An 18,763-nucleotide genomic window follows, 5' to 3' on the forward strand; every position below is an offset into this window, starting at 1 on the left:
TGCCAAAGATTGTCCAAGTAACGATGATAAGATGTTATTGATTAAATTTTATGGCTTAAAAAACCCCGTTCCTCAAAATTTTTTGAGTAAGAATTTAATTCATCATTAATCAATAATAATTGCAAACCAACTAACAATTAAAAAGGCAAAAATGACAACTAAATTGCTTTACCCCATAAACATAACTAATAACTATTCTTTCCTTAATACAGCATAGAAAAAACCATCACCAGCCAATTCAGTCGGTAAAAACTGCCTAAGTTCTCCCTGCTGTTTGGCGTTGGGGGTTTGTTGTAAAAAACGGGCAATTTGTAACTTATTCTCCTCTGGCAATACGGAGCAAGTGGCATAAACTAAGGTGCCACCTATTTTTAAATAAGGCCAGATACGTGTCAAAATAGCATATTGTAGTTCGGTGAGCTGAGTGATATCGCTATCACGTCGTAACCATTTTATATCAGGATGACGACGAATAACCCCGGTCGCCGAACAAGGAGCATCAAGCAAGATGCGATCAAACTGACGCCCATCACACCACTTCTCAGGAGTTAAACCGTCACCAACTTTGACTTGTGCATGTTGTTTTAGGCGTATTAAATTTTCATCAATTCGTTTAACTCGGTTGGCATCAACATCTACAGCTAATACATTAGCGGTTGGCGCAAGTTCTAAAATATGGGTGGTTTTACCGCCAGGAGCGGCACACATATCTAAAATTTGCTCGCCATTTTTAGGTGCTAATAGATAAGCCGCATATTGTGCTGATAAATCTTGTACGGTTACCGCTCCTTCAGCAAAAAACGGTAACTTAGTCACATTTACCGCCGTAGTTAAGCGAATAGCACAAGGAATATCAGCACAAGTCTCGGAAACAATTTGTTGTTTTTCAAGTAATTGTTGGTATTCACTAACCGAATAATGGTTAAGATTAACTCGTAACCACATCGGTGGTTTCTGATTATTCGCATTAACAATTGCTTGCCACTGTTCTGGATAAGCTGATTTTAAACGATTTAATAACCAACTAGGATGTAAGGTCTGACTAATTTGTTGTTTACTATCTTGCTGAAATTTTTGTTTTAATGATGCCTGTTGGCGTAAAAATTCACGTAAAACACCATTAATCACACCTTTTAATTGCGGTTTTTTTAAATCATTAACCGCACCTACTGTTTCACCTACAGCGGCATGTTCAGGAATTCGGGTATAAAGAATTTGGTACAATCCAGTTAACAATAGGTAATGTAAAATTCTATTTTTTCCAGTTAAGACCTTGCTCATTAAGTTATGAATATAAAAATCTAGTTCTGGTAGCACTCGCATTACACCAAAACAGATCTCTTGCACTAGTGCTTTGTCTTTATCAGCAAGTTGATGATTCAAAGAGGCTAAAACCGTACTAAGTGATTGTCCTTCTTCAAGTACCGCAAAAATAGCTTTTGCACAAAGCGCACGAATATTTCGGTATGACTTTTTATTCATAACTAATAATAGCCTTAATTCTTTTGATTGTTTAAAGAATCAATGATCCAACCCATCCAGCAATAAATAACGGAATATTGAAATGGGTAAAGGTTGGAATAACACTGTCTCTGATATGGTCATGCTGTCCATCACTATTTAAACCAGCAGATGTGGCTAAAATAGTATCTGAAGGTGGTGAGCCGGCATCACCGATAGCTCCTGATGCACCAATTAAACAAACGGTCGCAATTGGTGAAAATCCTAATTGAACGCATAACGGAACATAAATTGCTGCAATAATTGGAACGGTAGAAAATGACGAGCCAATTCCCAACGTAATGACCAAACCAACTAACATCATCATGAAAGAGGCCACGACTTTGTTACCAGCAAATAACGCTGCACTATTAATGACTAAAGGTTCTATTTCATGCGTCTGTTTTAATACTTCGGCAAACCCTTGCGCAGATATCATTACAAAACCAATCATTGCCATCATTTTGATACCATCGGTGAAGATTCCGTCCGCTTCGCCCCATTTGATTGAACCTGAAACAATAAAGCAAATAAAACCAATTAACGCACCTAATATCATCGATCCAGTACAAAGTTGCACGGTAAAAGAAAGAATAATCGCTAATAATGAAATAATAAGTGAACGAACACTTACATTACTAAACTGTTCGGCATGGCTCTCTTCACGGATAAGTTCATACTGTCTCGGTTTACGATAACTGACAAAAATAGCCCATAGTAAACCAACAAACATACCGAAAGCTGGAATAGCCATAGCATGCATGACATTAACATGACTAACATCCATTCCAGACGAAATAATGTTTTTTAACAAAATTTGATTTAGAAAGATATTACCGAATCCGACCGGTAAAAACATATATGGCGTAATCAAACCAAATGTCATAATACACGCAATCATTCGTCTATCTAGTTGTAATCTCGACATCACATATAAAAGTGGTGGAATTAATAGCGGAATAAAGGCGATATGAATTGGAATAATATTCTGTGAGGAAATACTAACTAACCCGATAATAATAATTAATAACCATTTAATTCGTGTTTTCGCATCATTAGTAGTTAATTGTTTAATGGCTTTATCAGCTAATAATTCTGGTAAACCTGATTTAGAAATAGCCACCGCAAACGCACCTAACATAGCATAAGATAAGGCAATATTAGCCCCATTACTAATACCTGTATTAAAAGCGTCTATGGTCTCTTTTAGGGTTAGATGACTGCATAAACCACCTGCAAATGCACCAATAATTAAGCTAATTACCACATGAACTCGGCAAAGCGAAAGTACTAACATTAAAATAACAGCAACAACAACTGCATTTACTGAGGAAAACAGCTCAAGAATAGTATTCATAAATAGATTCTTCGTAGCGAGATAAAGGTGGTTATTCTAGGCGATAGCTATTTAAAGTGCAATTGTTAGTATACGCTTACTCGCATAGAGCTTTTTTAATCATCAATTAACTGACCATATTAAAATGTGAATTAATAAAACAAATAATATTGTTAATCTTTAGGTTGTAGCACACTTGATCTCGTGTCATTATAAAAGCAATAGTAAAACTGAGATTACAATTAAATAATTATCCTATTGAATTAAATAAGGTAAGGTCAACATTGCCAGCTTTTCGGCTAAACAAAATTACTAGACACAAACATCATGGTATATGATCAGTTTTGGACAAAATTTAGATTAGTTACGGAGAATTTCAAATGAGAAGTAATATTGATGGTCATTTTCTATTGATTGGTTTAATGGCTTATCCGATTCGTCATAGTCTGTCACCACAAATGCAAAATACCATTTACTCTAAATTAAATATTCCATTTATTTATTTAGCATTTGAAGTCGATCAACCAAAGCTAGCCGATGCAATAAAAGGTTTACGAGCACTTGGGTTACGAGGTAGTGCTATTTCAATGCCCAATAAACAACTTGTTTGCCAATACCTTGATAAATTAACACCTGCGGTAGAAATGAGTGGTGCCTGTAATACTATTTCAAATGATAATGGCGTATTGACCGGTTATAACACTGATGGCATTGGCTATATGCGTATGCTAGCAGAAGCTGGCATTAATATGCTAGATAAAAAAATAACCATTCTCGGTGCCGGAGGTGCGGCAACCGCAATTGCCGTACAAGCAGCACTTGATGGTGTAAAAGAAATTGCTATTTTTAATCAGAAAGATGAGTGCTATACAAAGATAGAATCGGTAATAAAAAAATTAAATGAACAGACAAAATGTAAAGTACATATTACCGATCTAGCTGATGAGAATGAGCTAAGAAGACAAATTGCTGATAGCGATGTACTTTGTAACGCCACTGGTGTTGGAATGAAACCATTAGAAGGGCAAAGTTTAATTACCGATCCAACAATATTGAGATCAGATCTCGTTGTTACAGATTGTATTTATAGCCCACGCAAAACTAAGCTATTAGAAATAGCCGAACAACAAGGATGTAAAACACTCAATGGCATCGGTATGATGCTATGGCAAGGAGCGGCACAAATAAAAATTTGGACAGGCGAAGATGCACCAATTGATTATGTCAAAGAACAAATGGGATTTAATGATTAATTTAGTGGTGAACAGGAAATAAAATGAATATAGTAACAGTTAAACAGCTTGAGATAGGTAAAGGTACTCCAAAAATAATTGTGCCAATTATTGGAAAAACCGAAGATGAACTCATTGATGAAGTAAAGTTTTTACAAACTATTGATTTTGACGTTTTAGAATGGCGAGTTGACCACTTTACACAAGTTGATAATATTGATGCAGTCAAATCCATAGCACAAAAAATAGCTACCTTATTGCCCAATAAACCAATTTTATTTACTTTCCGTACCGCAAATGAAGGTGGCGTAAAACCATGGCCATTAGATGCTTATATACAACTAAATAAAGCAATGGCAAGCAGTGGCTTAGTTGATTTAATTGATGTTGAAGTCTTTATTGGCGATGACAATGTAAAAGAAATTATCGATATTGCGCATAAAAATAACGTATTCGTGGTAGCCTCAAACCATGACTTTGAAAAAACACCATCACAAAGTGATATTGTCTATCGATTAAGAAAAATGCAAGACTTAGGTGCAGATATTCCTAAAATTGCCGTGATGCCACAAAATACTAATGATGTATTAACATTACTTGCCGCAACCAGCGAAATGAATGAAAAATTTGCTACACAACCAATTATTACCATGTCAATGGCCGGTCTTGGTGCAATCAGCCGCATTGCAGGGACAACCTTTGGTTCAGCCATGACATTTGGTGCCGCCAAAAACGCCTCAGCTCCAGGTCAACTCGATGTTAAACAATTACGTTACATTTTGGATGTAATGTATCAAAGCAAAGCTTGATAATAGACTGATGCCATCACGATTTAAACTGGATTGTGATGGCTAGTTTTCGCTCATTAATACAACCATTGTGATAACTTAATTTCAATAAACTATATAGTGTTGCTATTAATATGTCTTTATAATGGGTAGACATAGGCATCTATAAATTAAAACAATCTAGCTGAAAGATTATGCAAATTAACTAACAGTTAGACAATAACACATATATACTTGGATTAATGTTTATTGTTAAAAAGTAAAATAACAATATAAATTTGTAATTTATGCATCGACAAGTTAGTCGATAAACTAATAGCTAACAATGATTTAAATATATAATTAGCTACAAAATATGAGGTTTATTTTTATGTTTTCTTGGTGGACAAAAGTTTATTTTTCACTAATTCAGATCCCTGTTAAGCTTTTTGTTAAAAGTAAACCGATCCCTACCGATCCCATTACTGAATTGGATCTCGATATTCATCGACCAATTTTGTATGTACTACCTTATAATTCACAAATTGACTTAATGGTAGTGAGATCTCTTTGTCTTAAATATGATTTACCAGATCCTTTATTAGGCATTGATATTAATGGTAATACAATTCCTGCTTATGTTTATATTGATAAAGGACCGGGTATTTTTGCTTCTAAAAAACAAAAAAATAAATCAATTGAAATTTTAAGAGAATATATCTCAGCACATCAACAAAATGATGAACTTGATGTGCAAATGTTGCCAGTTTCCGTTATGTTTGGGCGAAAGCCAGATAAAGAAGGTAAAAAAATGCCTTCACTACAAGTTTTAGGCGCAACGTATAAACTTTATAAAATCTTAATTTCTGGTCGTGACTGTTACACCCGATTCTCTCGAACGGTATCATTTAAAAATATTAAGGTTGACGATAACCAAGATATCTCTGTTTTAGCCCACAAACTTGCTCGTGTCGCACGCATACACTTTGCCAAACAAAGGGCTGCCTCTGTTGGTCCGAAGTTACCTGTTCGTCAGGAGATGCTTAACAAATTATTAACTAATCCTGCCCTTGCCGAAGCTATACAAGAAGAAGCTAAAAGCAAAAAAATAGATCAGGATAAAGCCAGAAAGAATGCCTTATCATTATTAAACGAAATTGCGGCTAATTTTTCTTATCGCATGCTTAGAATGACTGATTTTGTTCTGACTTGGGCATGGAATAGACTTTATCAAGGTTTGAAAGTCACCAATGCAGATCCTGTTCGAGAATTAGCTGAAAATGGCCATGAAATTGTCTATGCACCATGTCATCGCAGTCATATGGATTACTTATTATTATCCTATGTACTTTATCGACAAGGACTGGTACCGCCACATATTGCCGCAGGTATTAATTTAAACTTCTGGCCAGCAGGCCCTATTTTTAGGCACTTAGGGGCATTTTTTATTCGCCGCTCATTTAAAGGTAATAAACTTTATACCGCTGTATTTCGGGAATATTTAGCTGAGCTATTTATCCGAGGTTATGCGGTAGAGTATTTCATCGAGGGCGGTCGATCACGTACAGGTAGGTTACTTGATCCTAAAACAGGAATGTTAATGATGACAGTCCAGACTTTATTGCGTGGTGATCCTCGGCCAATCACAATCGTTCCTGTTTATATTGGTTATGAACATGTTTTAGAAGTTGCCACTTATGCCAATGAACTTCGTGGCGCAAAAAAAGAAAAAGAGAGCTTGTGGCGTACAATTAAAGCATTTTTAAAATTGAAAAAATTAGGCTTTGGTTATGTTAACTTTGGTGATCCTATCCCTTTAAACCAATTTTTAAATCAACAAATTCCTGATTGGCGAGATGCGATTGATCCAACAGGAACACAACGTCCTAGCTGGTTAACACCCACAACTAATCTGCTGGCTACACAAATAATGGAACACATAAATTCATCTGCTGCAATTAATGCGATGAATTTATGTTGTTCAATATTGTTAGCTGCTGACCAATGTACATTAACCAAAGTAAAATTATTAGAAAATATTGATTATCTCTTAAAATTATTAAAAAACATTCCTTATTCCGAATTAATTACCATTCCTGATCAAACTGCTGAACAGATGTTTGAACATGCTAAAGAAATGGGCAAATTTGTTATTACCACTGATGAAGTTGGTGAAATGGTAGGTCTAACCGCCGATCAAGCAGTATTGATGACCTATTATCGTAATAACATTCAGCATTTACTGATCATTCCAGCAATTGTCGCGCGAATTTTGCTTAAAAATAACCGTATTTCGCTTGATGAAGTACTTATGCAAGTCAAACTGCTGTTCCCATTAATAAAATCAGAACTATTTTTATATCACGATGATGAACAACTAACAGAGTACGTAAATAACATTATTGCAACTTATGCCGAATTGAATCTAATCAGTTACACGCCAGATAAATTAACCTTGAACTACTTAAAAATGTCAGGTTTACAGTTATTGGCTTCATCCTCAAAAGATACATTACAACGCTATGTCATTGCATTTTCATTATTGCAAAAAGATCCAACCATCAGCCGAGCAAGTTTAGAAAAAGAAGGCCGATTAATAGCCGAACGTTTATCGATACTTCATGGTATTAATGCACCAGAGTTTTTTGATAAAGGTGTTTTTTCAACCTTAGTTGCTTCACTTCGTGAACAAGGTTATTTAGATGATAAAGACGATGCCAATTTAGCAAAAATTGACACTATGAATAAAATACTTAAACCATTAATCACCAACCGAGTAATGCAGACAATTGACGAAATTAATCTAAAATAATAAACTAAGGCTTACTTGATTGCTATCAGTAAGCCGAATATACTACGCTTCCAACCTTTAATTTAAACATTTCCTTGCTTAATTAGTTTTACTAAAAATGTATTTAATCTCAATAAAATATTAAAACAAGCAAATAGCAATTGATATTTTTGACATATGTCAAACTTTTAAATATTTATCCCTTTATTTCCATTCAATTAAATATTATCATTACAATTAATAAGGATGTTTATAAATTCCTACATAATAATCTAAATAATGTAATGTCAGCTTTTTAAGGAGTTCATATGCTATTTAACCGTAGACAGTTCTTTAAGATCTGTGCTGGTGGCATGGCTGGAACCACAGTAGCTACGCTGGGACTGGCACCGAGCATAGCTCTTGCACAAACTCGCCAATATAAATTATTAAAATCAAAAGAGACGCGAAATAATTGTACTTACTGTTCAGTAGGATGTGGAATGCTCCTTTATAGCCGAGGCGATGGAGCAAAAAATGCCGAATCATCTATTTTTCATATCGAAGGTGACCCTGATCATCCAGTTAGCCGAGGCTCTCTTTGTCCAAAAGGTGCAGGAGTACTTGATTATATTAAAAGCGAACAAAGAGTTAAATATCCTGAATATCGTGCTCCTGGTTCTGACAAATGGCAACGGATTAGTTGGGATGAAGCAATTGATCGTATTGCCCGACTAATGAAAGCTGACCGAGATAAAAACTTTCAAGAAAAAAATGCACAAGGTACAACAGTTAATCGCTGGACAACAACCGGCTGGTTGGTTACCTCAGCAGCGAGTAATGAAACAGGTTGGTTAGCGTTTAAAGTTGCTCGTTCATTAGGAATGTTAAGCCTCGAAACCCAAGCTAGGGTTTGTCATGGTCCTTCTGTTTCTAGCTTAGCTGCGACATTCGGTCGAGGCGCGATGACCAATAATTGGAATGATATCAAAAATGCTAATGTGGTTATCGTTATGGGGGGTAATGCAGCGGAAGCCCACCCGGTTGGATTTAAATGGGCTATTGAAGCTAAAATTACTAACGGCGCGGAACTGATTGCGATTGATCCACGTTTTCATCGAACTGCCTCCGTCGCTGATCATTATGTACCAATTCGTGCCGGTTCTGACATTGCTTTTTTACTTGGCATTATTAACTACCTTATCTCACATAACGAAGTAAACTTTGAATATCTGGTTACCCACTCTAATGCCAGTTTAATTGTCCGTGATGATTTTAACTTTGATGCTAATAGTGGTTTGTTCAGTGGTTATGATGCCGCTAACCGCCAATACGATCAAACCAGTTGGGCATATCAAAAAGATGAAAATGGTTATGCATTAAGAGATAAAACCCTAAGTCATCCACGTTGTGTATGGAATTTATTAAAACAACATGTGAGTCGCTATACGCCAGAAATGGTAAATAAAGTTACCGGTAGTCCAATAGACGGTTTTTTACATGTTTGTCGATCTCTTGCTAGTACCAAAACCAACGATCGTGCAGCAACTTTCTTATATGCCTTAGGGTGGACTCAGCACACCTATGGAACTCAAATCATTCGCACTGCAGCGATGATCCAACTTATTCTTGGCAACATTGGTGTTATGGGCGGTGGTATCAATGCTTTACGTGGACACTCAAACATTCAAGGTTTAACTGATGTAGGATTACTATCTAATCGATTACCTGCTTATCTTGACTTACCCAAAGAATCGCAAACTTCACTAGAGCAATATCTGACAGAAAAAACCCCTAAACCACTCGGTCCAAATGAGGTCAATTTTTGGGGGAATTACCCGAAATTCTTTGTTAGCTTTATGAAAGCAATGTACGGCGAGAATGCCACTCAAGATAACAATTGGGGATTTGATTGGTTACCAAAATGGGATAAAACCTATGATGTTTTAAGATTCAGCAAAATGATGCGTGATGGTCAAGCTAATGGTTTTATTTGCCAAGGTTTCAACCCATTAGCAGCACTACCTGATAAAAATAGTATTCGTGATGGATTATCTAAGCTTAAATTTTTAGTTAGCATTGATCCAATGCCAACCGAAACCGCTGAGTTTTGGAAAAATCATGGCGAATCCAACGATGTTGATCCAAGCAAAATTCAAACCGAGGTATTTAGACTTCCTGCTAACTGCTTTGCTGAAGAAAACGGCACAATTGTTAACTCATCACGTTTATTACAATGGCACTGGGCAGCAGCAAGACCTCCTTACGAATCACTTTATGATCCAGAGATTATTGCCCGCATTTATCTAAGAATTAAAGAGCTTTATAAAGAAGAAGGTGGTGCTTACCACGAACCAATTAACAATTTAAGCTGGGATTATCTAGATCCAGAAGGTCCATCGGCTGAAGAACTCGCTAAAGAGTGTAATGGTCGAGCATTAGCTGACTTAACGGATAACAGTGGCAATGTCATCCTGAAAAAAGGCCAACTATTAAGCGGTTTTTCACAATTAAAAGCTGACGGCTCTACCTCATCAGGGATCTGGATATTCTGTGGCTCTTGGACTGAGCAAGGTAATCTAATGGCTCGCCGCGATCCTAGTGATCCATCCGGTAAAGGTATCCATGCTGGCTGGGCATGGGCATGGCCAATGAATCGACGAGTGTTGTATAACCGAGCCTCGGCCGACGAAAATGGTAAACCATGGGATCCAAATCGAGTGTTAATCAAATGGAATGGTACAAATTGGGATGGTAATGATGTCGCTGACTTTACCGGTACATTATCACCAAGCTCTGGTGCCGGTGCATTTATCATGAATAATGACGGTTTAGGTGGATTATTCTGCTTAAATCGTTTGGTTGATGGTCCATTCCCTGAACATTATGAGCCATTTGAAACACCAATTTCCAATAATCCTATGCATCCTAAACAAGTTAATAGCCCAGTTGCTCGAGCATTTAAAGAGGATTTAGCTCGCTTAGGTAAAGCAGATGAGTTTCCTTATGTTGGCACCACATACAGTATTACTGAACACTTCCACTTCTGGACGCAACATGCGAGATTAGCATCCATCACACAACCGGAACAATTTATTGAACTGAGTGAAAATCTTGCTAATAAAAAAGGCATAAAACTAGGTGATACGGTTAAAGTTACCTCATATCGAGGTTACATCAAAGCCAAAGCAGTTGTGACAAAACGTTTACCAACTTTGACAGTTGATGGTAAAGAGATCGAAACCATCGGAATTCCAATTGTTTGGGGATTCACGGGGCAAACTAAAAAAGGCTTTTTGGTTAATGAATTAACACCACATTTAGGTGATGCTAATTCACAAACACCTGAATATAAGTCGTTTTTAGTTAACATCGAAAAAGTTACCACAGCGGCATAAGGAGGGAGATAAATTATGTCATTACAAACTCAAGATATTATTCGCCGCTCAGCAACTAACGCTTTAACCCCTGCACCTCGGGCTCGAGATTATCAGCAAGAAGTGGCTAAATTAATTGACGTTACCACCTGTATCGGTTGTAAAGCATGTCAGGTAGCTTGTAGCGAATGGAATGATCTGCGTGCCGAAATAGGTAATAGCGTCGGTGTTTATGACAACCCTGCCGACTTAGAACCTAAAGCATGGACCGTTATGCGCTATTCAGAAGTTGAAATTAATGGCAAATTTGAATGGCTTATTCGTAAAGATGGTTGTATGCACTGCGCCGATCCCGGTTGTTTAAAAGCGTGTCCATCAGAAGGAGCAATCATCCAATATGCAAATGGTATTGTTGATTTTCAATCGGAACACTGCATAGGGTGCGGTTATTGTGTTGCTGGTTGTCCATTTAATATTCCGCGTGTCAGCAAAGAAGATAATCACTCTTATAAATGTACCTTATGTGTTGATCGTGTCGCTGTTGGCCAAGAACCTGCTTGTGTAAAAACTTGCCCAACTGGTGCAATTCATTTTGGCACCAAACAAGATATGATTGGTCATGCCGAGCATCGAATTACTGATTTGAAAAAACGTGGATTTGAACACGCTGGTCTCTATAATCCAGAAGGTGTAGGTGGCACACATGTTATGTATGTTTTACATCATGCCGATCAACCTGAACTTTATCATGGCTTACCAAAAGACCCGCAAGTTAGTGAAATTGTTAAATTCTGGAAAGGTGCTTGGAAGCCACTATCAGCAGCTGCTTTTGTCGCTACTTTTGGTGGATTGCTGTTCCACTATATGGGTGTCGGTGCGATTGAAGTCGATGAAGAAGATATAGAACACGAAAAAGAAGCAGATAAACAAGCAAGGAAACGTTTAGGATTGCCTATTTTTGGCCGGAAAAATACGCCTAATTCGTCGCAATCGGAGGCTCATCATGAATAAAAAAGGAATGATATTAAGAACACCACTTATTGTACGTTTCTGTCATTGGTGTATGGTCTGTTTGTTTATTCTAACGGCACTATCTGGTTTGTCGCTGTTTTTTCCATCCATTAAGCTATTTGGATTATTTCTTGGTACACCACAACTAGTTAGAGCGTTGCATCCAATCATTGGTTGTGTAGTATTCGTTTTATTAATGTTTATGTTTATAAAACTAGCACATCATAATATTCCAAATAAAAATGACCTGTTATGGATTAAAAACTTTAAACACGTCATTATGGGTAAAGAAGAAGGTATTCCGATCGGTAAGTATAATGTTGGTCAGAAATTTCTATTCTGGTGCATTATGAGTCTGATCTTTGTATTATTTGTCACAGGTTTAATTATGTGGCGTCGCTATGTTTCCGATTACTTCCCAATTCAAATAGTTCGTATTGCCATATTTTTACATTCTTTTGCCGCTATATGTCTTATTTTATTAGCCATTGGCCATGCTTATATGGCACTTTGGGTAAAAGGTTCCATAAAAGGTATGATAACTGGCTATGTTTCTCGAGCTTGGGCGTTTAAAAATCATTCATCCTGGTACGAAGAAGAAATGAAAAAAGTTTATCAGCAAGAACTTAATGCCGAGAGTGAAACCAAGGTTGAGCAATCACCGCAAACTGAGCAAAAACCTGCTTTATAAAGTCTAATAGTAGATCTGCTGATATTAATCAGCAGATCTACTAAATGGCTAAATCAATTCTGGATAAAACCTCAAAGTGGTAATCAATAATGAGTATAAAAATCATTTCACAAGAACAACTTGAACAACAAAATACAAGCTCAGTAATTAGGCAGATCCCATTGCTATTTTATCCATCAACGAAAACACTTTATATTCACCGTGCGGCACGTTTAAAAACTTTAGCCGAAAATAACCCATTAAGCGATTATTTACTATTTTGTGCAAAAATAGCAGAGCAACAAGCCAAATTAATTAACCAACAAAACGCTATTGAAGCACCAAATTTACTCAATAATGGCTTAGCGCCATTAAGTTTAGAGAATTTACCATTAAATGATATTTGGCAAGATTATTTATCTGAACTATTAAATTCTTTTTCCGATACCAGTGAACAAATTGAAGCCGTAATTCAACGATTAAAACAAAATAATCCTGAACAACTTCAAGAAAAAGCGATTAGTTTACTACAAGGTAAATTTGATCTGGTCGAAGGCAACGAATCTATATTTATTTGGTCTGCATTATCGGTTTATTACAGTCAACTGGCTAATCAAATTAAAGGAAAAGCAGTTGCTGAAAATACTGATCAAAGTTGGCTATGCCCTGTTTGTAATAGCCTACCGGTTGCTAGTGTGATTCAACTTGGCGGTAATAATGGTTTAAGATATCTTCATTGTAGTTTGTGTGAAAGCGAATGGTATGTACCGCGAGTAAAATGTACTTGTTGCGATAATATGCAAGATATCCAATATTTCTCATTAGATAACGAAATGGCAGCAATAAAAACTGAATGTTGTGATGCCTGTCATAGCTATTTGAAAATTTTAGATCAAGATAAAGATCCTCACATAGAAGTTATTGCCGATGATGTAGCATCATTAATCTTAGATATAAAAACAGAAGAAGAAGGATTCGCAAAAAGTGGGATAAACCCATTTGTTTTTGCACAAAAATAGAATTTTTCAATCAGGAACATTTTATCTTTTTATAATAATTAATTATAAAAATATTACTTAACATTTTAAATTATTAGGACTAGAATAATATCACCGTACTAGTTTATGAGTTCTTGATAATGAAACGTTATTTATTATTGATAGTGATGTTAGTAATTACATCATTTTCCTGTTTAGCTGATACCATAAAAAATGTTGCGATAACAGCAATTGTTGAACATCCTTCATTAGATCAAATCCGTGACGGGGTAAAAGATGAGTTAATCGCAAGTGGTTTTAAATTGAATGAAGACTTGCAGGTACAATATCGAAGTGCCCAAGGTAGCAGTGCTACAGCCGCACAAATTGCACGCCAATTTGTCGCAGCTAAACCTGATGTTATCGTCGCTATCGCTACACCAAGTGCCCAAGCAACGGTTGCCGCGACCAAACAAATCCCAGTCGTCTTTGCTGGAATTACCGATCCAATTGCAGCTAAATTAATCAAAAACTGGGAACCAACACATAACAATGTTACTGGTGTTTCAGATTATCAAGAAATAGGCCCTCAAATCGAGTTTATGAAGAAAATTGTGCCTAATGTAAAAGCTGTGGGTTATATTTATAGTCCTAGTGAAATTAACTCAACTGTAGTGCTAAAAAATCTACAACAGCAACTTAGTCAACAAAATATATCATTAATAGCGGTACCTGCTCAACGTACCGCAGATATCTCAACTGCTGCCAATACACTTAAAGGAAAAGTTGATCTTATTTATACGACAACAGATAACAATGTTGTTTCGGCTTATGAATCACTAGTTAAATTTGCCAACGAAAATAAAATACCTCTGTTAGCATCATTCCCCGATGCAATTGAACGTGGTGCAGTTGCCGCTTATGGTATGAGTTATTACGATGTTGGCCGCCAATCAGGCAAACTTGTGGTAAGAGTTTTAAATGGTGAAGCACCAGGAAATATTACGCCAGAAATAGGTCAAGCATTACGTTTGGTGGTCAATATTGATGCAGCTAAGAAGCAAGGAATTGATTTATCAGCAGATGTTATCGAATCAGCCTATAAAGTTATCGGTCAAAAATAAATCCTTATCTTAAATAATCATCAAATCCCTTGCTCATTGAAATGAGCAAGGTTTTAAAAAACCCCTCTCCTCAAAAATTATTACTATCGTTTATTGCTAAATAACCCATTTATTTCGACAAAACAACACAAACTGTAACAAATAATTTACACATATACTTTCTTTTAACTATAGAAAATTGTCCGATTTTGCTTTATAGTAAGCAAATATTTAGATTGAATGTAAAATAAATATTACAGGAGTAGCAAATGCGAAATTCAATAATCAAACTTTTTATGTTACTCAGTTTATCCGCAGTAACATTTTTTTCATCTGCTGATAATAAAACCGAACAAAAATTTGTTGCTATCACCGCTATTGTTGAACATCCTGCCTTAGATAATGTTCGTAAAGGTGTTGAAGATGAGTTAAAAGATAATGGCTATATTGCTGGTGAAAACCTAAAATTACAATTTGCTAGTGCCCAAGGTAGTAGCGCTAATGCAGCCCAAATCGCTAAACAATTTGTTGCCAATAAACCAGATGCTATCGTAGGGATTGCAACACCAAGTACCCAAGCGTTAGTTGCTACAACTAAATTAATCCCTATCGTTTTTACTGCAGTAACAGATCCGGTTGCAGCTAAATTGACACCAAGTTGGGATGCATCTAAAACAAATGTAACCGGGGTTTCCGATGCTTTATCATTAGAATCACAAATCGATATGATGTTAAAAATCAAACCAGATGCAAAAAATATCGGTTATGTTTACAGTCCTAGTGAAGTTAATTCAACAATTGTACTTAAAGAATTACAAGTTGCACTTGAAAAACGTGGCATGAAAATCATCGCTGCACCAGCACAACGAACCTCCGACATTTCAACTGCAGCAAGAAGTTTAAAAGGAAAAGTTGATCTGATCTATACAACAACCGATAATAACGTCGTTTCGGCCTATGAAGCTTTAGCTAAAGTTGCCAATGAAAACAAAATTCCACTAGTAGCTTCAGATCCTGATTCAGCTGAACGAGGAGCGATTGCCGCTTTAGGAATGAGTTATTATGATCTTGGCCGCCAAGCTGGTAAAATTGTTATTCGAATTCTTAATGGTGAAAAACCAGGTGATATTGCACCACAAGTTGGTAATATCACACAATTAACAATTAATAAGAAAGCGGCTGAACGTCAAGGTGTAACGCTATCGGAAGAAGTATTAAAATCAGCGGCAAAAGTTGTCGAAAAATAATTTAAACCGTTTTAATAACTAAACCGCCAAATTTGGCGGTTACTTTTTTAGTGGATTTTTTCATGTCATTTGAATTTTTATTAGGCTCAATTGGAATAGGACTTATTTACGCATTAGTTAGTTTGGGTGTGTTTATCTCATTTAGATTACTTGATTTCCCCGATCTAACAGCTGATGCAAGTTTTCCACTTGGTGGTGCAGTATGTGGATTATGTATGTACGTTGGTATTGATCCATGGATAGCAACATTTTTAGGTATGTTTGCTGGTTGTATTGCTGGTGCAATGACTGGACTACTCTATGTTAAACTTAATATATTGCAATTACTATCCAGTATTATTGTAATGATAGGTCTGTATTCTATTAATTTAAGAATTTTAGGGATAGGGCCATATATTATGGGCGAAACCCCAAGAATGGCAGGATCCCCTAATCTATCATTACTAGATGCAAAAACTATTTTTTCACCATTTATGGCTGAAGATTATAGCAATCAATATCTAGTACAACCTATGATGATTTTAGCGTTTGTTGTAGTTTTTTGGCTACTACTCAATCTATTTCTAAATACTCAAGTTGGATTAGCACTAAGAGCAACAGGTACTAATCAACGAATGGCAAAATCTCAAGGTATTCCAACGGGTGCGATCACTATTTTAGGGATGGCAATATCAAACGGATTAATTGCTCTAGGTGGTTCATTATTTGTGCAAACACAAGGTGGTGCCGATATCACTATTGGGGTTGGTACTATTGTTATCGGTCTTGCTTCAATTATTATTGGTGAAAGTATATTCCCAACAAAACGCATCTGGGCAGTTATGATTGCCGTTATTTTTGGTGCAATCTTATATCGATTATTTATCGCTTTCGCACTCAGTAATGAATTCTTACAAGAAATTGGTGTAGGTACTGAAGACCTAAATCTTATTACAGCAATATTGGTTGTTTTGGCATTAGTATTACCAAAACAACTAAAAAAATATTCTAAAAAAAGAGGTAAGTAAGCATGATTAAAGTAGGACAATTACAATTGACGTTTAATCAAGGAACGCCAATTGAAAATCATGTATTACGTGGTTTGAATCTCAATATCAAAAAAGGGGAATTTGTTACTATTATTGGTAGTAATGGCGCAGGAAAAAGTTCATTACTTAATGTCATTAGTGGTGATCTGATTGCTGATTCTGGTCATATTACCATTAATAATAAAGATGTTACACGATGGCCCGCTTGGAAAAGAGCTGGAATGGTAGCACGAGTATTCCAAGATCCAATGGTCGGAACTTGTGAAAACCTGACCATAGAAGAAAATTTAGCTATCGCTTACAACCGTGGCAATAATTTTACTTTACGACCAGCTTTAAATCGTAGACTGCGTGTTCTATTTAAAGAAAAACTAGCAACGCTAAATTTAGGTTTAGAAAATAGACTATCAGATATGATGGGCTTGCTTTCTGGTGGACAAAGACAAGCCGTTAGCCTACTCATGTCAACATTGCAACCATCCAAGATATTATTACTTGATGAACATACCGCAGCTCTCGACCCCAAAACTGCACAATTTGTTTTGGATCTTACTAATGAAATTGTTCAGCAAAACCAACTAACCACTATGATGGTGACTCATTCAATGAAACAAGCATTAGAATATGGCACAAGAACAGTGATGCTACATCAAGGACAAGTAGTACTTGATGTGTCAGGAGAACAACGAGATAAGCTAACAGTCACAGATTTATTAGATATGTTTGAAAAAACTCGTGGTGAAAAAGTAACTGACGATGCCTTATTATTAGGTTAATAAATCAGGAAGCAATATTTGAATATTGCTTCTTATCCAATAAGATTCGTATAAATAATTCATTATTTTTCTTGTAATTGTTGGCGAACATTCATTAAAGCAAATCCAAGCAAATTTTTTCCACGCCACATTAGCGGATTTTCAATATTAGGATCATCCTGAGACAATCCTATCCCCCATATTTTATCAACCGGACTTGCTTCTACTAATATTCTTTGTTTGGTTGATAATATAAAATCAGTCAACTTTGAATTCTGTGAAAACTTAGCATAATTACCATTTATGACAATATTAAAGCAGTGTTCATCCCAAATCTTCGGTATGAATCCTTTTACTTGACGCCCTAATGCCTTTGCTAATCCAGGAGAATTAGCAGTAAGTATTTTTGATAATATTTGCTTATCACCAAATAATCTTGCTTTCTCAGTCATCATATAATGTTCTGCAGTTGGATAGTAAATATTATCAATCTCAAAACGACTTGGATACCATTGGCTAAAACAACTCTTTGTTATGATAGAAGGTTGCTTTTCTACATGTCCCCAAAAGTATATATATTTATACCGTTTACCACTTCTATATTGTTGGTGTAATTGCAATAAATCCATAGAAATTCCTTATCATCACTAACGAATATGTTATATGTATATTTATCAATATACCAATAAGATATTGGTAAAAATATTTTTTTAATAGAAAAGAATCACATCCATTCATATAGCTATTATGCCGATAAGAAGCATTTAAAGTTATGTATGATATGTAAAAGAAATATAACGTTATATTTTTGTGATAAGGCGTTGTATAGAAATTATTTGACTATCTACAATAGTATTTATTAATCCTAGAAAGCAAAAAAGCCCAGCATTGCTGCTGGGCTCGTGTATTTAAAAGTCTGGCGGCACCCTACTCTCACATGGGTAATACCCACACTACCATCGGCACTACGGCGTTTCACTTCTGAGTTCG

General features: G+C 36.0%; 14 protein-coding genes. 11 read left to right on the top strand and 3 right to left on the bottom strand.

The window, feature by feature from the left end; translation table 11 throughout:
• Positions 1-192 precede the first annotated feature (192 nt).
• The gene (gene rsmB / locus H3T56_RS10350; RefSeq protein WP_198192917.1) at positions 193-1,482 is read right to left on the bottom strand and encodes a 16S rRNA (cytosine(967)-C(5))-methyltransferase RsmB; all 1,290 of its coding nucleotides are present in this window, start codon (positions 1,480-1,482) and stop codon (positions 193-195) included.
• A gap of 31 nt (positions 1,483-1,513) precedes the next feature.
• Positions 1,514-2,857: a Na+/H+ antiporter family protein gene (locus H3T56_RS10355; protein ID WP_065614644.1), complete on the bottom strand. Its 1,344-nt coding sequence runs from the start codon at positions 2,855-2,857 to the stop codon at positions 1,514-1,516.
• A 359-nt stretch (positions 2,858-3,216) separates the two neighbouring features.
• Between H3T56_RS10355 and H3T56_RS10360 the strand changes: the two genes are divergently transcribed.
• The 11 genes from H3T56_RS10360 to H3T56_RS10410 all read left to right on the top strand — a co-directional run bounded on the left by H3T56_RS10360 (position 3,217) and on the right by H3T56_RS10410 (position 17,794).
• On the top strand, positions 3,217-4,089 hold the full coding sequence (locus H3T56_RS10360) for a shikimate dehydrogenase (RefSeq protein WP_086365104.1): 873 nt from the start codon (positions 3,217-3,219) through the stop codon (positions 4,087-4,089).
• A 23-nt stretch (positions 4,090-4,112) separates the two neighbouring features.
• Positions 4,113-4,877, top strand: coding sequence for a type I 3-dehydroquinate dehydratase (aroD, locus tag H3T56_RS10365; RefSeq protein WP_065614646.1), 765 nt, complete (start codon positions 4,113-4,115; stop codon positions 4,875-4,877).
• Positions 4,878-5,226: 349 nt separating this feature from the next.
• Positions 5,227-7,647, top strand: a complete 2,421-nt coding sequence (gene plsB / locus H3T56_RS10370; protein ID WP_198192918.1) for a glycerol-3-phosphate 1-O-acyltransferase PlsB — start codon at positions 5,227-5,229, stop codon at positions 7,645-7,647.
• A gap of 287 nt (positions 7,648-7,934) precedes the next feature.
• Positions 7,935-11,003, top strand: coding sequence for a formate dehydrogenase-N subunit alpha (gene fdnG, locus H3T56_RS10375; RefSeq protein WP_198192919.1), 3,069 nt, complete (start codon positions 7,935-7,937; stop codon positions 11,001-11,003).
• Between the two features lie 15 nt (positions 11,004-11,018).
• Positions 11,019-11,993 carry a formate dehydrogenase subunit beta gene (gene fdxH, locus H3T56_RS10380; protein WP_198192920.1) on the top strand — a complete coding sequence of 325 codons (975 nt, stop codon included), beginning with the start codon at positions 11,019-11,021 and terminating at the stop codon, positions 11,991-11,993.
• Positions 11,986-12,684: a formate dehydrogenase subunit gamma gene (locus H3T56_RS10385; protein WP_065614648.1), complete on the top strand. Its 699-nt coding sequence runs from the start codon at positions 11,986-11,988 to the stop codon at positions 12,682-12,684. The genes fdxH and H3T56_RS10385 overlap by 8 nt, the downstream gene beginning before the upstream one ends.
• An 89-nt stretch (positions 12,685-12,773) precedes the next feature.
• A complete protein-coding gene (gene fdhE, locus H3T56_RS10390; RefSeq protein ID WP_086360361.1) occupies positions 12,774-13,682 on the top strand; it encodes a formate dehydrogenase accessory protein FdhE in 909 nt (302 codons plus the stop codon).
• Positions 13,683-13,801: 119 nt separating this feature from the next.
• Positions 13,802-14,764 carry an ABC transporter substrate-binding protein gene (locus tag H3T56_RS10395; RefSeq protein ID WP_198192921.1) on the top strand — a complete coding sequence of 321 codons (963 nt, stop codon included), beginning with the start codon at positions 13,802-13,804 and terminating at the stop codon, positions 14,762-14,764.
• Between the two features lie 248 nt (positions 14,765-15,012).
• Complete coding sequence (locus tag H3T56_RS10400) at positions 15,013-15,990, top strand: ABC transporter substrate-binding protein (RefSeq protein WP_065578410.1); 978 nt, start codon at positions 15,013-15,015, stop codon at positions 15,988-15,990.
• A 62-nt stretch (positions 15,991-16,052) separates the two neighbouring features.
• Positions 16,053-16,997, top strand: coding sequence for an ABC transporter permease (locus tag H3T56_RS10405; RefSeq protein WP_065578411.1), 945 nt, complete (start codon positions 16,053-16,055; stop codon positions 16,995-16,997).
• Between the two features lie 2 nt (positions 16,998-16,999).
• Entirely contained in the window at positions 17,000-17,794 is a 795-nt protein-coding gene (locus H3T56_RS10410; RefSeq protein WP_110453832.1) for an ABC transporter ATP-binding protein, read from the top strand.
• A 62-nt stretch (positions 17,795-17,856) separates the two neighbouring features.
• On the opposite strand, the gene H3T56_RS10415 is transcribed toward H3T56_RS10410, so the two are convergent.
• Positions 17,857-18,402, bottom strand: a complete 546-nt coding sequence (locus H3T56_RS10415) for an NADAR family protein (protein ID WP_198192923.1) — start codon at positions 18,400-18,402, stop codon at positions 17,857-17,859.
• Between the last annotated feature and the right edge of the window lie 361 nt (positions 18,403-18,763).

The organism is Gilliamella sp. W8123, assembly GCF_016101085.1.
GTDB classification, from domain to species: domain Bacteria; phylum Pseudomonadota; class Gammaproteobacteria; order Enterobacterales; family Orbaceae; genus Gilliamella; species Gilliamella apis.